This is a genomic window from Bacillus sp. A260, from assembly GCF_009861435.1.
In the GTDB taxonomy this organism is placed as follows: domain Bacteria; phylum Bacillota; class Bacilli; order Bacillales; family Bacillaceae_G; genus Bacillus_A; species Bacillus_A cereus.
On record NZ_CP046398.1, the window covers coordinates 836,422 to 850,862 of the forward strand.

Genomic DNA, 14,441 nt, shown 5'->3' on the forward strand with positions numbered 1-14,441 from the left:
CCCTAAATTCAAATTAATTTATGGTTAGATTGTATTTGTTAGAGTATACTCTAAGTCAAACGTTTTTTATAAATTTGATACGGTTATAAAATATATGAGGGTAAGCATGTGAAGGGAGTTTTAGTATGTACACAATTAGCGAGGTAGCAAAATTATTAGGCGTGAGCACACATACACTACGTTATTATGAAAAGGAAAATATATTAATTGCAAATCGTGATACAAATGGAAATCGACTTTACGAAGAGTCACATATAAAGTGGTTGCAATTTGTAATGAAATTAAAACAAACGCAAATGCCAATAGCGAAAATAAGAGAATACGCTAGATTATATACAGAAGGGGAGCATACAACAGAAGCTCGTTTACAGCTCCTAGAAGATCATAGGAAATCTATTCAGATTCAAAGAGAAAACTTAGAAGTTACAGAGAAGATGCTTGAGAATAAAATTCGTGCATACAAAAGCTCATTGGAAAATAAATAGATGGTTGTTATGTGATGAAAAATGGATTTGATCTATGAGTATTTCATCATGGTGTGCGGATAAATAAAAAAGAGCAGCTAGCAAAAGCTAACTGCTCCATTCAAGGGATCTCTCCAAGGGGGAGTGGAGAAAATATTATGTTACTAGCAGTATTGACAGATTATTAAGAAATATACAAATCAGATGAAAGGAATTTTAAATAAACTTTCGGCATTGACAGTTTTTAAAATGTTCATGTACAATATATATATGAATGACATTCAGTCATTTTTATGTGACAGGATGCAGTTAGCTTAGAAATGGAACAAATACAATGGTAAATGAGGATGATAGTTGTTTTTATATAGTATTGATGAAAGAGTATATTTTTTTAAAATAAAAATGACTGATAGTCAGTCATAAGAGGTGAGAGGTATGAAAAATAGAGCATGGTTATATGTCATATTAACATGTATCTTTGAAATTTTTTGGGTGTTTGGTTTTAATACGGCTAATACTTGGTGGCATTGGATTATTATTTTAGGAGTTATCGCTGTTGATTTTCACTTCCTTTCTAAAGCGTGTGAACATCTTGCAACAGGGACTGTATATGCTGTTTTCGCCGGAGCTGGTACGGTAGGTACTTTCTTAATGGATGTATTTCTTTTCGGCGGAAGTTTCAGTGTAGGGAAGTTATTTTTTATCGTGATGGTTGTAGCTGGCGTTATCGGTTTAAAGCTAGCTGATAATAAAGAAGAAACTGTGGAAGGAGCTGCTTAAAAATGGGTTGGTTTTTCGTATTTTGTGCTGCAATTAGTGAAATAGTCGGTGTGATAGGACTTAAAATGTATAGTAAAGATAAGACATTAGCCAATGGTGCGATTTATATCGGTGGGTTTGCTACATCCTTCGCATTTTTGTATACTTCCTTCTTATTTTTACAAGTAAGTGTCGCATATGCGGTTTGGATTGGTATCGGAACAGCAGGTGCAGTTTTGTTAAACATGTTCTTGTTTGGTGAGTCGAAAAGTAAAGCGCGTATCATTAGTGTGTTTCTTATTGTATGTGGAGTGACAGGATTAAAGGCACTTTCTTAAAGATATATTGCATTTTTATCTCCTAATTGTTTATTAGGAGATTTTATTATAAAAAAATGAGTTCCTCTTAGAGTTCACTATCATTGACAGTACAATCGATTATCTTATAAAATGAGTGACAGTCATTCAATATGCGTGTGAAAGGGTTTAGATGATGAATAAAAAAGAGAAAATTGTCTATGCAGCTATTGAAGTGTTTCAGGAAAAGGGCGTCGAAAAAACGAAGATTTCTGATATCGTGAAATTAGCTGGCATTGCGCAAGGAACTTTCTATTTATATTTTCCTTCTAAGCTATCTGTTATGCCTGCAATAGCAGAAGTGATGGTTGAAAAGATGATACTTGCAGTGAAAGAAAAAGTACAAAAAGATGTACCTTTTTCAAATAAAGTGGCACAAGTAATCGATGCGGTGTTTCACTTTATAGAGGAATACCGTGAAATACAAGCTTTAATGTATGCAGGTCTTGCATCTACTGAACATATAAAAGAGTGGGAAGCTGTGTATGAGCCTCTTTATATGTGGTTAAGCGAATTTTTAAGTGAGGCGAAAGAAGCCGGTGAAATTCGTGATTCGGTTCACGCAGAGCGAACAGCGAAGTTATTTATTGCTCTTGTTGAATCAGCAGCGGAACAAGTTTATTTATATGATCATAAAGATGATGAGCAAGTGGATTTGCAAAAGGCAGAAGTACTAGATTTTTTAACACATGCACTACATATAAAGAAGTAGTAAGATGAACCTGTCTGAAAAGGTAGGTTCATTTTTGAGGAAAACTGAATGATAGTCATTCACCTAATACTTATGTATGTGTAGAAGGATAGAGTGAAATTCTAATGAGTGGAGGCATCCTCACTCATTACTAGCCCGCAAAGAGCAGGATAAAGAAAAAGCTTCTTGGGTATTATTTTTTGAGAGGAACTTATGGGAAGAGGTGTTAAAAAGTGAAGAAACCGATAAAAGAACAAAAGATGGTATTGGTTATTCTTTTGAGTAATATATTTATCGCTTTTTTAGGGATTGGATTAATCATTCCGGTTATGCCGTCCTTTATGAATGATATGCATTTAACAGGGAAGACGATGGGATATCTCGTTGCAGTGTTTGCAATGGCACAGCTCATTACTTCACCTATTACAGGCCGATGGGTTGATCTTTACGGTAGGAAGAAAATGATAATCATTGGATTATTTATTTTTGGTGTTTCAGAGCTTCTTTTTGGATTAGGAAAAGATGTGTGGATGCTTTATGTGGCAAGGGTATTAGGCGGAATTAGTGCTGCTTTTATTATGCCTGGTGTTACGGCATATGTTGCGGATATTACATCTATTCAGGAACGTCCAAAGGCGATGGGATACTTATCTGCGGCTATTAGTACTGGATTCATTATAGGGCCTGGAATCGGCGGATTTATTGCAGAATACGGTATACGTGTGCCGTTTTTCGTTGCAGCAGCAATTGCTTTTATAGCATGTGTGATTTCAATCTTTATTTTAAAAGAACCGTTAACGAAAGAAGAACTTGCAGAGATTTCTTCTAATACGAAAGAATCAAGTTTTATTGGTGATTTAAAGAAATCATTACATCCAATGTATGCAATTGCATTTATTATCGTATTTGTACTCGCATTCGGATTATCGGCGTATGAAACTGTGTTTAGCTTATTCTCAGATCATAAATTTGGTTTCTCGCCGAAAGATATTGCAGCAATTATTACAATCAGTTCAATCTTTGGGGTAGTTGTGCAAGTATTTATGTTTGGCAAATTGGTAGACATGTTCGGTGAGAAAGTATTAATTCAAATATGTTTAATTGTAGGTGCAGTATTAGCATTCGTCTCAACTGTAGTCTTTAATTATTGGATTGTACTTCTCGTTACTTGCTTCATTTTCTTAGCATTTGATTTACTTCGTCCAGCTTTAACGACGTTTTTATCAAAAGCAGCTGGAAAAGAGCAAGGATTCGTTGCTGGAATGAACTCGACTTATACGAGTTTAGGAAATATCGCAGGACCAGCGATGGGCGGAATATTATTTGATATGAATATTCATTATCCATATGCATTTTCAGGAGTTGTTTTAATAGTTGGTCTCGGCATTACATTTATGTGGAGAGAGAAACAGTTGGCTGAGAGTTTTGCGAAGTAATAAAACCCCTTACGACGGTAAGGGGTTTTTTGTTTTATAAACTTAATCCAAACCGTTTTAATTCAATAAAAATCCCCTCTAATTGCTTTCCTTTATCCGTTAATGTGTACTCTACACGAGGCGGAACTTCTGGATATACTTTTCTCGTTATAATGCCTTGAGATTCTAATTCCTTTAGTCGAAGCGATAATGTTTTTGGACTAATCCCATCCATTGATTTTTGTAAATCACTAAAGCGTAATGTTCCTTCGATAAGAAGATCACGAATGATTAAAAATGTCCATTTTGTACTAATTACATCAAGCGTTTTAGCGATAGGACAAGGTATGCCAGGTAAACCTTTCGTTAATTCAACTGGATCTATATTGTTCATGGAACAAGCCTCCATAAAATTTTTTTGGATGAATTTGCTTTATAGTATCACAAAACTATACTTTTGGTAACTATATGAAAAAAATATCACTACTTCCATAAAGGAAGTTAGTGCATATACAATAGTAATACGAAACATAAAGGATTTATATGAGGAGGTGGTGATTTCCATGGGGATAAAAAAGTTATTTGGATTCCTTAGTTTGTTTGTTATTTGTATTGTGCTTGTAGCATGCGGCGCGGAACAAAAAGGTGAAGTTCAGTTATTAAAAGAAATGCCAAGGCCAAAAGCAATGACAATTGATCCCTCACTAAGTAAAAAAGAAGCGACAGAAATGGTTCATGCGGCGCAGCGTTTTTATGCATTTTGGGATACAGGTAAGGAGGAACTTATTCCGCAGACTGTTACTAAAGATTTCTTCGATAATACATTGCCGAAAGGGCGACCACAAGGCATTGAAGGATTAAAGTTTGCAGCGCAAAATTTTCGTAAAGTTGTGCCTGATATACATTGCGAGATTGAAGACTTATTGGTTGTTGGTGATAAAGTAACAGCCCGTCTTTCTTTTACAGGAACGCATAATGGTAAGAAAATTAATTTTTTTGCAATTGATATTTTACATGTGAAAGACAGAAAGATAACGGAGGATTGGCATTTAGAAGATAATCTTACACTACAGCAGCAACTCGGCTTAATAGCTGAAGAGTAGATCATATAAGGGAGAGGAAAGCGATGAAAAATATATTTATTATAAATGGTCATGAAAAATACGGTACAAAGGAAGGACGATTAAATAAAACGTTAGTAGATTATATGGTTACTCTATTAGGCGAGAATCATTATGTGAAAACAACAACGATTCAAGATGGTTACAATATTAAAGAAGAACAGGATAAATTTTTATGGGCCGATGTTGTTATTTATCAAACACCGATTTATTGGTTTAGTGTTCCAGGCTTATTTAAAACGTATATGGATGAAGTATATGAATATGGTTTGTTCTTTAAAGGTGCAGATGAATATGGAACAGGTGGTTTATTAAAAGAGAAAGAGTATATGTTCTCTACAACTTGGAATGCACCTGAAAAAGCATTTGGAGATAAGACGAAGTTCTTTGAAGGAGAAAGTTTAGAATCAGCGCTTAGTCATTTACACCGCGTACAAAAGTTTCTCGGTATGAGTCCGTTAAAGAGTTTTGCTTGTTATGATGTGGTGAAGAATCCGGATATTGAGAAGTTTTTAGTAGACGTGAAGAATCATTTGGAAGAAGTCATTCAATAATAGTTTACATCCCTGCACATTTGTGTGGGGATATTTTTTTACGAGAATTAAATTTTAACTTTAGTATTATTTTGAAAAGTAGCACTTGAATTTTAGATAGTTAAATAATAACTAATACTTCATTTCAAAAGTCGAATGATTTTGTTGTTTTTGTATTTTCTGTAAATACACCTTTTTTAAAATTTTATTTAATGATATATTATTTTTAGATGATAATGTGGTAAAAAAATGAATATATAACAGTATTTTCAAAAAAGTTATTGAACATATGCTCGTCATACCGTCCACTAAAATTAGTATCACTTATGACGAAAATAATTTAGAGCGTGAAGATAGAGTTTATGAACTTATTGATAAAAAATTAGAACAAAGAGGAATATTTTCTAAGTCTAAATTGCAAACATTGGGTAAAGGGTAAATATACTATCTAATAGATCAAGAATTTGATAGATACTTACTTTTATTTAAGAATGAGAAAGTGAGGAACAAAATGAAATTAGCAATTCAAACAAAAAATTTAACAAAGTCTTTTGACAATCAATCCATTGTAAGGGATTTAAACTTATCTGTTCCTGAAGGAAGTTTATATGCTTTTATTGGACCAAATGGTGCAGGAAAAACAACAACAATGCGAATGTTATTAGGATTAATTCCATTAGATAAAGGAACGATATTATTTAATGATAAAGATATCAAAGAATGGAAAGAAGAATTATTTGAAAATGTGGGGTGTTTTATTGATTCACCTACCTATTATCCTAATTTAACAGCATATGAAAATTTAGCCTATGTACAAAAAATGATTAATGAACCTTTAGATGAAATAGATAGAGTATTAAAAACTACAGGAATATATAAAGCAAAGGATAAAAAAGTGAAAGATTTTTCTTTAGGAATGAAACAAAGGCTAGGTATTTCCTTTGCTATTCTTAATAATCCTAAAATATTAATTCTGGATGAGCCGACAAATGGATTAGACCCAGAGGGAGTACACGAGATTAGACGTTTATTACTTCATTTAGTAAAAAATGAGGGGAAGACTATATTTATTTCTAGTCATAATTTAGCTGAAATTGAAATGATAGCAGATCACATAGCATTACTACATAAGGGTGGCTTACTCTATGAAGGGAAGTTAAACAGTATTATTACTTCTGGAGAATATATTGTTCATGTTGATGATACTGCTGCCACAGAAAGGGTTTTAAATACAGAGGGTATGCCTTATAGCATAGAAAAAGAAGGGGTATTCAAAGTAATAATAAATCAAGATAGTGTTCCTAGTTTAACAAGAATATTAATTAAAAATGATATAGATATTTTTGAAGTTAGTCCTAAAAAGCCAACATTAGAGGAAGTATTTTTATCTTTAACTAAACAAAAGGAGTTACTATAATAATGCAATTTATCTTTAAAAGTGTAAATAGTGAGATGAGGAAAATTGGTGGGAGAAAATTATTATTATTTTCTTTGTTTTTTTCATTATTATCAAGCTTTTTGTGTATAAGTTATTTTATTTTTAACAAGAATAATCCTGACATGTTTCAATCTACAAATCTTATAGCAATTACAGTAAACTTTAATACACTAACATTAAGCATTTTTTCTGCTTGTATGTGGTATTTTATCATTTCTTCTGAAAATAAATATGGTACTTGGGCTATTATTTATACAAAACCCATTTCAAAATTTAAGTTATTGATAGCTAAAAATATATTGTTTATACTGTTCTATTTGATCTTTGATATTTTAAATTTTTTGGTAATAGGTATCTATGCTTTTATAAATGGTTATGAAATATCCATACTGTATTTTTTAAAAATGTTGATACTTTGTACCGTTTTATCTTTAGCAATACCATATTCTCAATTGCTTTTACATTTAATAATAAAAAAGGGAGTCTTAGCGGCATCCTTGTCAGTTATTTGGATTTTCTTTAGCGTAACATATGGATTATTCCCTGCAATATTCACAAAGACATTTCCAATATTTTATGCATTGAATATAGTAAGTGACATAATGATTAAAAAAACAACTATTTTAATATATCTTGCAAGTTCTTTAATATATATTTTAGGAATTATGTTATTAACTGTGAATTTTAAATATTATACATATGAATAATAAAGGGTGAAATAAGTGGGTATATTAGGTGAGTATAAAAAAAGTCTTCATAATGGATTGTATATCCTGTTACTAGTATTTTTGTTGATACCAATAAGTTTTCAAGTTTTTCTAACTGTAGCGTCTCAATTAAAAGATGGCGTTGTCATGCATATAGCGATTCTGAGCCTTTTTTGTAGGTTGTTTTTACCTATTGCGATAGGTCTATTAGTGTCGTTTTCTTTTGTAAACGAATTTAGAAGAAAAGGATATATGTCTGCTATTTATCATGGAATCACTTTAAAAACTATATTAAGTAATAAGTTTTTGTTTTGCTTAATAATTACTTTTAGTTATTTAATATGTGCTTTAGTCATAACTAGTATACCTATAGTATTAACGGTTGATAATCTTGGGACTGTTTATCAAAGATTAATTTTTTCTATACTTTTTATGGTGATTAGTTCTTTAACTATTGTGAATCTACATTTTTTAATAAATATAATATTTTATAAAATCCCGTTACTTTCATTATTAGTAGGGGTTATAGGCGGATTGGGTAGCTTTTTTATCTCTCATACAAACTATTGGATACTATTCCCTTGGTCATATCCAATTATGAGTCTTTATTTTGAAAGCATTGAAATAAAACAATTGTCTATTGTTCTAGTTGTATATTTATTATCATTAATGATTTGCATATTTATGTTGTCAACTTTCTATAATAAAAAAACAATGAGATGGAATTAAATTTACAATGAGGCAAGGGGTTCTTATATGGCGATTAACGGGATGGTCTTTCAAGTTGCAAAAATGAACGGGGCATTAGATGTTATGCTAGGTTCATTTATTGCATCTTGGGGCATGAGTGCTCTGTACTTTATCGTTGGTATGAGCAGTATTTTATTATTTATGAAGGCGATAGGGAAAGAGAAGTATGAGGAGGATGAGAGAAATGTTTCTCAAATTGGATGAAACTATATAAAAGCGAACCAGTTATACTGGGACTCGCTTTTTATATAATTTTTAGAACGGATCAACTTCAGCTAAATCAGGATTAGCATTCGGATTTGTTAATAAGGTTTTCAGCTCACCTACTTCTGAGAGAGCAACGAGGATATAACCACTAATAAGAACGATGAGTCCAATGACCCGTAATGTTTGCAGTGTAATATCACGGCTATTATTTTCGGAGTTGTCTTGGGGCGGAGAAGGTGGATTATTGTTCATAGTTAGGCTCCCATCTTTTGTATTTATATATGTGCGAAATCATTATTTAACTTATGGATAGGAATTATATAGTCATTTTCACTATATGAGAACTGCCTATGAAAAGTGATAAGGAATTTTTGGGCGAGAAAAAGGGGGAATCCAAAAGATTATTAAAACTGAACTTTTGGATTCCCCTCTTTTTATTTATCTTGCTATTTGTGGTGGTCGGATTGCCTGTAAACGACCAGTTGGTGGGGGCTAATTAATCAGTGGGGGATGAATAAAACCTCACTGATTAACTATTTTCATGTAAATAAAAGGAGGTTAGTTATCCTAATATACGCAACGATTCTTCAATAAACGCTGGGATGTCCTCTGGCTGTCTACTTGTTACTAGCTGATTTTGACATACGACAACCTCTTTGTCATGAAAGTTCCCGCCGGCATTTTTCAAATCGACTTCAATAGATTTATATCCAGTTACATCACGTCCTTCAAGTGTTTGTGCAGTGATGAGTAGCTGAGGTCCGTGACAAATAGCGAAAACGGGTTTGTCCGCATCCATAAATGCTTTACTAAAGCGAACAAAACGTTCATCTGCACGAAGTATATCTGGGGAGAACCCGCCTGGTATGAAGAGGGCATCAAAGTTTTCTGGAGAAACATCGTCAATACTTTTATCAATTACGACTTCACTTTTTCCTTGTTTACCGTGTACCGTTTTCCCTTTTTCCATTTCAATAGTTGTTAATTCATATCCCTTTTGTTTAAAAGCTCCTACTGGCTCTGTGTATTCTGTGTCCTCGAAATAATCCGTTATTAAAATAGCAATTTTTTTACTCATTCTAATCCGCTCCTTATATTATATTATCGGTTCCAGAATCTTCCTTGGGCAATACCTTCTATAAATGATTCAATTGAAGTGTTTGTTAAGTTATAAACTCCTGCTCCATCTAATTTAATTTTACTATTGTCCAAAGCATGAGGATTACTAAGGACATGAGCTATCGGTTTAAAATGTTTAAAAGTAGTTTCTGTAAATTCTAAAACAGGGGGGTGAATGACAGACTCACTACTAAACACTAATACTGCATCAAAAAGCGAAGAGTCTGTTGTTGTATAAGTATCAGTTACTTTAATGGAATCATTGAAATGATAAATTTTATTATCTATGATGCTATAGTTCATTCGGTGCTGTGCAAAAGCTTGAATCCATTCGGACAGAAGGGAGACGCTTGGGTCACCATTTAATAGAATTGCGACATTTTTAGAATCAGATTTAAAAATAGTATTGGACATACTTAGTGCAGGTGATTTTGCATCTGAATTTACTTCGTGATTTTCTTTAGGTAAAGGAGCTCCAACAATGTTAGCGACTTCTTGTGCTAATTGACGATCGACGTGGTTTAGGAGAGCAATTACATTTGCCTTCACCATGTCTGATTTACACTTCCCAACTTCAAAGCAAAAAGCTTCTTTTATGTGCTGCTTTTCAATAGGGCTCATACTATTGTAGAAAAGTTTAGCCTGAGAATAAAAGTTAAGAAAGCTTTTACTACGACCTCTAATTTTATGCCCATCAATCTTTTCTTGATAATGTTCATATCCTCCTTGTTCGGCTTGGACGGTTGCAGGTTGATTGTTATTTAATCCGTTAGGATGATAGCTTGTTTGACCGCGATGAATCTGCATTTGATGCATACCATCACGTTGATTATTATGAAAAGGACATACGGGTTGATTGATAGGGATTTGATGGAAATTAGGGCCCCCTAAACGAGATAATTGTGTATCTGTATAGGAGAATAATCTTCCTTGCAGAAGAGGGTCATTTGAAAAATCAATACCTGGTACGACATGACCAGGGTGAAAAGCTACCTGCTCTGTTTCAGCAAAGAAGTTATCAACATTTTTGTTCAATGTCATTTTACCAACTAATTTTACGGGAACTTCTTCTTCTGGCCATAATTTCGTTGGATCTAAAATATCAAAATCAAATTTATGTTCATCTTCTTCTGGAATTAACTGTAATCCAAGCTCCCATTCAGGATAATCCCCTTTTTCAATTGCTTCGTATAAATCTTGACGATGAAAATCAGGATTTTTCCCAGCAATCCTTTGAGCTTCATCCCATACTAATGAATGAACCCCAAGGGTAGGTTTCCAGTGAAACTTTACGAAATGGGCTTTTCCTGCTGTGTTAATGAGTCGAAATGTGTGAACTCCAAAACCTTCCATCATTCGTAAACTACGCGGAATAGCTCGGTCGCTCATTTGCCACATGACCATATGAGTGGACTCAGGATTATGCGCAACAAAGTCCCAAAAGGTATCATGAGCGCTAGCTCCTTGAGGAATATCATTATGTGGTTCTGGTTTAACTGCATGGACAAAATCAGGAAATTTAATAGCATCTTGGATAAAGAATACGGGCATATTATTACCCACTAAATCATAGTTTCCTTCATCTGTATAAAATTTTGTGGCGAATCCGCGTACATCTCTTACTGTGTCGTTGGATCCTTTAGAACCTTGAACGGTTGAGAACCGTACAAATACAGGTGTTTTCTTTGAAGGATTAGTAAGAAAATCTGCTTTCGTATATGCTTCTAACGATTCATAAAGCTGAAAATAACCATGAGCGCCAACTCCGCGTGCATGAACAATCCTTTCAGGAATTCGTTCATGATCAAAGTGGGTCATTTTCTCGCGAAAGTGGAAATCCTCCATTAAGGTTGGGCCTCTTAAGCCCATCTTTAAAGAAAATTCATCCTCGGCTATTTTTACTCCTTGGTTTGTTGTTAAAGCATGTTTGCGTTGATTATCCGTAACATGGTGCTTCAATTGCTCCATTTTTTTATTCACAATATAGGCCCCTCCTTTACTTTGTTAATTTAATAGATACCCTTTTTATTAGGACGTAAACATGTATTATGATTTTTGTATGTAAAAATCATAATACATTGGTTGTGCTGGTGATTCTTGTTTGAGGAAGAAAAATAAAAAGGCCAAGGAGAAAGTTTATTTTCTCCTTGGCTTTTAAGATAATTCTTTTCGTTAAAATGCGGAAATTCTTTGCTTCGTTTTTGGTACAATAATAAATTTGATCCAGAGTAACCCGACAATCATAATGATAAGGATATGTAAAAATTGACCTGTAGCAATGAGTATAACACTCGAAAATACAATGAGTTGAATACTTAGCAATATAAAGATTAAGTGAAGAAATTGCTTCATCCTTTCTTCAGTATGGATTGGATATAATGCTACAATAATATTTCCCGAAAAATATTTCCATAGTGAACGGAGCTGCATAGAGATCATATATAGAACGATGTAAGTGATAGAGCCTTTTACGTATATATTTGGTATGAAATATAAGGCGAAAGCACCGATCAATCCTAAGCGAATATATATACCGAAATAATCATTTCCACGTAAAAATGCTAATGTATGTAAATAGAAGAAAGTTGCTCGTTTTTTATGTAATAAAGGTTCAATCCAATTTGTAAGCCATTTTCTTTTATTTACTTGTTTATTCAGTTGCGGAACATCTGTGAAAATGCTAGCAAATTGATAAAAACGAACGTTCATTTTTTCTTCTTGCTCGATTATGTAATCCCACGGTATTCGTTTTGTAGGCTGTTTTTTCGTATATAGAAGTAGGAAAGCAAGTAGTAAGAGTAGTCCGCCCAATATGAGAACATTTGCGGAATAAAACAGCATGTAAATGATTAGGGCGTTACAAGTAATACGAATGATTAGCCATATATTTTTTTCGTGACTATCACGCCACATCCAATGTATGTACATGTTCCAGGCTTTCGTAATCATTAACACGATAAAGATTGTACATAAAAAAGGTACAGTTAATTGCAATGATTGCATAGCAAGTGGAACGAGAATAAGGAACGTAAATAATAATGGGAAAAGCTGCATGATGTAATTGTATAGAAGAGATTTTTTAAAATAAGATGTTAATTTCTCTTCTAGTGCTAGTAAATAGACAGCATCAGGTTTTTGAATAAATGTACGGATAGGGCATCTCGTTATAATGAATGTAAGTACAATCGTTATAATTATTAAAGATATTCCTTTAGAAGGAGATGCTTTTAGAAACTGAGCATAATAATATGCACCAACGCATGAAATAAAGATAAAGCTATATAGTAAACCGTTAATCATACGTGCAAAGTATGTAATGATATTTTGAATATGTTGTTGGAAGCGACTGCTCCATAGCGATTCGATTGACATGTTTTTCACCTCTTTGTTCTATTATATATGTTTTACAAAAGAAAAAACGAGCAAATTGCGTTATGCAACTTGCCCGTTTTTCTTTTCGTTATTTTTTTTCTGATCACGATTCATTAATGGATAGAAAGCAAATCCGATTACGAATAAACCAATTCCGAGAAGGAACGTTTTTATATCGGATGCGCCCGTTTTAATAACCCATAGTGCGTAGCAAAGTGCGATAACTGCGACTATGCCATCTGTAATTCTTGCCCGCATTTCATTTTTATATGTTTCACCAGTTGCGACTAGTTTTAACTGGAAGATTGGTGAAACGAGATATGGAATGAGGTAGGCCAGTGTCGATACGGTAATAACGAATGTATAAGCTTCCGCAATGGTTCCTGATAATGTTGAGAATAGGAATACTTGCGACATAATGTTTGTTAATCGTAATGAGTAAATTGGACTTCCTTTTTTATTTGTTTTTGTGAAGAAGGAAGGGAAGAAACCTTCTTTTGCTGCTTGATAAGGTACTTCTGAGCTTAATAAAATCCAGCCTAAGATAGAACCGAACAGGGAAGTAAGAGCAAGTAATGCCATCAGTTTCCCGCCGCCGTGACCCATTGCAGCGTTTAGTGCATCTGCTAATGGACGTTCAGAAGCTTGTAATTTATCAACGTGAAGTACACCCATTGTTAAAATTGTGATTCCTAAGTAGATGGCAACTGTAATAAGTAATCCCGCAACTGTTGCGCGTTTTACCGTTTTTGGAGAAACAGCACGGTTTGATAAAAGAACAGCTGATTCAATTCCGATAAACGCCCAAAGTGTTGTAAGAGCAGCTAAATTCACTTGTGAAAGAAGACCGTGTGATGCCCCTGATTTATCAATCATCGGTGTATACCATTGTCCAAATTTAGAAGCTTCGAATGCAAATAACGTAACGACGATGAATAAAAGGAATCCAGTTACTTTCGTTGTTGTTGCTAAGAAGTTTAGTTTTCCAGCTCCGCTTACACCGTTTGTTAATATAATATGAGTTCCCCAAAGTAAGATGGAACAAATCGTAAATGTAATTAGTTTTCCGACTTCTACGTTAAACGAGCCGATTGAAAATAGTAGTCGCGTATCTTTCATAATTGGGAAGAAGAGTGATAAATATCCCGCAAATGATGTAATGATGGCAACGTTACTTGCCCAGTTTGCAACCCAATATCCCCATACCATACTGAAGCCAGCCATTTTTTTCTTTTTTGGTGTTGAGAATAAAGCATATGCATGACTTTGTGGCCCTGTCGTTAAATCAGGACGACGAATTGCTAAATTACCGAAAACAAGAGCTAGCATTAAAACACCAAACCCTGTAGTTAACCAAGCTAAAGTGACACCGAGTGGGCTTGCTGTTTGTGCCAACGTACTTGGCACCATGAAAATACCAGCGCCAACCATGTTACCGACAACGAAAGCTGTTAGTACCCAAAAGCCCCATTTTTTTTGTTGCATAGAAAATACCTCCAAAGTTAGTAT

Annotated in this window: 17 protein-coding genes and 1 pseudogene; 12 read left to right on the forward strand and 6 right to left on the reverse strand. The window is 33.8% G+C overall.

All coding sequences use genetic code 11. The annotated features are described in order from the left end of the window. Positions 1-125 precede the first annotated feature (125 nt). The 5 genes from GD442_RS04310 to GD442_RS04330 all read left to right on the forward strand — a co-directional run bounded on the left by GD442_RS04310 (position 126) and on the right by GD442_RS04330 (position 3,706). Positions 126-485: a MerR family transcriptional regulator gene (locus GD442_RS04310; RefSeq protein ID WP_000288066.1), complete on the forward strand. Its 360-nt coding sequence runs from the start codon at positions 126-128 to the stop codon at positions 483-485. A gap of 414 nt (positions 486-899) precedes the next feature. Next, positions 900-1,244: a DMT family transporter gene (locus GD442_RS04315; protein WP_000796022.1), complete on the forward strand. Its 345-nt coding sequence runs from the start codon at positions 900-902 to the stop codon at positions 1,242-1,244. A 2-nt stretch (positions 1,245-1,246) separates the two neighbouring features. Further along, entirely contained in the window at positions 1,247-1,561 is a 315-nt protein-coding gene (locus GD442_RS04320; protein WP_000539671.1) for a DMT family transporter, read from the forward strand. A 151-nt stretch (positions 1,562-1,712) separates the two neighbouring features. Then, positions 1,713-2,291 (forward strand): TetR/AcrR family transcriptional regulator, encoded by a 579-nt coding sequence (locus tag GD442_RS04325; RefSeq protein WP_002025356.1) that lies wholly within the window; start codon positions 1,713-1,715, stop codon positions 2,289-2,291. A 212-nt stretch (positions 2,292-2,503) separates the two neighbouring features. Beyond that, positions 2,504-3,706 (forward strand): MFS transporter, encoded by a 1,203-nt coding sequence (locus GD442_RS04330; protein ID WP_000742953.1) that lies wholly within the window; start codon positions 2,504-2,506, stop codon positions 3,704-3,706. Positions 3,707-3,740: 34 nt separating this feature from the next. On the opposite strand, the gene GD442_RS04335 is transcribed toward GD442_RS04330, so the two are convergent. Continuing rightward, a complete protein-coding gene (locus GD442_RS04335) occupies positions 3,741-4,079 on the reverse strand; it encodes a winged helix-turn-helix transcriptional regulator (RefSeq protein WP_001059470.1) in 339 nt (112 codons plus the stop codon). Positions 4,080-4,248: 169 nt separating this feature from the next. On the opposite strand from GD442_RS04335, the gene GD442_RS04340 reads away from it, so the two are divergent. The 6 genes and pseudogenes from GD442_RS04340 to GD442_RS04365 all read left to right on the forward strand — a co-directional run. After that, positions 4,249-4,788: an ester cyclase gene (locus tag GD442_RS04340; protein ID WP_000511552.1), complete on the forward strand. Its 540-nt coding sequence runs from the start codon at positions 4,249-4,251 to the stop codon at positions 4,786-4,788. A gap of 23 nt (positions 4,789-4,811) precedes the next feature. Next, a complete protein-coding gene (locus GD442_RS04345; RefSeq protein WP_059304112.1) occupies positions 4,812-5,360 on the forward strand; it encodes an NAD(P)H-dependent oxidoreductase in 549 nt (182 codons plus the stop codon). Between the two features lie 490 nt (positions 5,361-5,850). Then, complete coding sequence (locus GD442_RS04350; RefSeq protein ID WP_000761417.1) at positions 5,851-6,756, forward strand: ABC transporter ATP-binding protein; 906 nt, start codon at positions 5,851-5,853, stop codon at positions 6,754-6,756. A 2-nt stretch (positions 6,757-6,758) separates the two neighbouring features. Beyond that, entirely contained in the window at positions 6,759-7,484 is a 726-nt protein-coding gene (locus GD442_RS04355; RefSeq protein ID WP_001159640.1) for an ABC transporter permease, read from the forward strand. A 15-nt stretch (positions 7,485-7,499) separates the two neighbouring features. Beyond that, the gene (locus GD442_RS04360; RefSeq protein ID WP_000511803.1) at positions 7,500-8,213 is read left to right on the forward strand and encodes an ABC-2 family transporter permease; all 714 of its coding nucleotides are present in this window, start codon (positions 7,500-7,502) and stop codon (positions 8,211-8,213) included. A gap of 6 nt (positions 8,214-8,219) precedes the next feature. Continuing rightward, positions 8,220-8,438, forward strand: a pseudogene (locus GD442_RS04365) (MDR family MFS transporter); the annotation flags it as partial. Positions 8,439-8,489: 51 nt separating this feature from the next. On the opposite strand, the gene GD442_RS04370 reads toward GD442_RS04365, so the two are convergent. Further along, a complete protein-coding gene (locus GD442_RS04370) occupies positions 8,490-8,693 on the reverse strand; it encodes a hypothetical protein (protein ID WP_001063856.1) in 204 nt (67 codons plus the stop codon). 98 nt (positions 8,694-8,791) lie between these two features. On the opposite strand from GD442_RS04370, the gene GD442_RS27595 reads away from it, so the two are divergent. After that, positions 8,792-8,941 carry a hypothetical protein gene (locus GD442_RS27595; protein WP_162900581.1) on the forward strand — a complete coding sequence of 50 codons (150 nt, stop codon included), beginning with the start codon at positions 8,792-8,794 and terminating at the stop codon, positions 8,939-8,941. A gap of 62 nt (positions 8,942-9,003) precedes the next feature. Here the strand turns inward: GD442_RS27595 and GD442_RS04375 are convergent, their stop codons facing one another. The 4 genes from GD442_RS04375 to GD442_RS04390 all read right to left on the reverse strand — a co-directional run bounded on the left by GD442_RS04375 (position 9,004) and on the right by GD442_RS04390 (position 14,417). Beyond that, a complete protein-coding gene (locus tag GD442_RS04375; protein ID WP_000037548.1) occupies positions 9,004-9,519 on the reverse strand; it encodes a type 1 glutamine amidotransferase domain-containing protein in 516 nt (171 codons plus the stop codon). Between the two features lie 23 nt (positions 9,520-9,542). Then, a complete protein-coding gene (locus GD442_RS04380) occupies positions 9,543-11,540 on the reverse strand; it encodes a catalase (RefSeq protein WP_001035774.1) in 1,998 nt (665 codons plus the stop codon). A 192-nt stretch (positions 11,541-11,732) separates the two neighbouring features. Next, positions 11,733-12,932 (reverse strand): ABC transporter permease, encoded by a 1,200-nt coding sequence (locus GD442_RS04385; protein WP_000021371.1) that lies wholly within the window; start codon positions 12,930-12,932, stop codon positions 11,733-11,735. Positions 12,933-12,992: 60 nt separating this feature from the next. Next, entirely contained in the window at positions 12,993-14,417 is a 1,425-nt protein-coding gene (locus GD442_RS04390; RefSeq protein WP_001186301.1) for an amino acid permease, read from the reverse strand. Positions 14,418-14,441 lie beyond the last annotated feature (24 nt).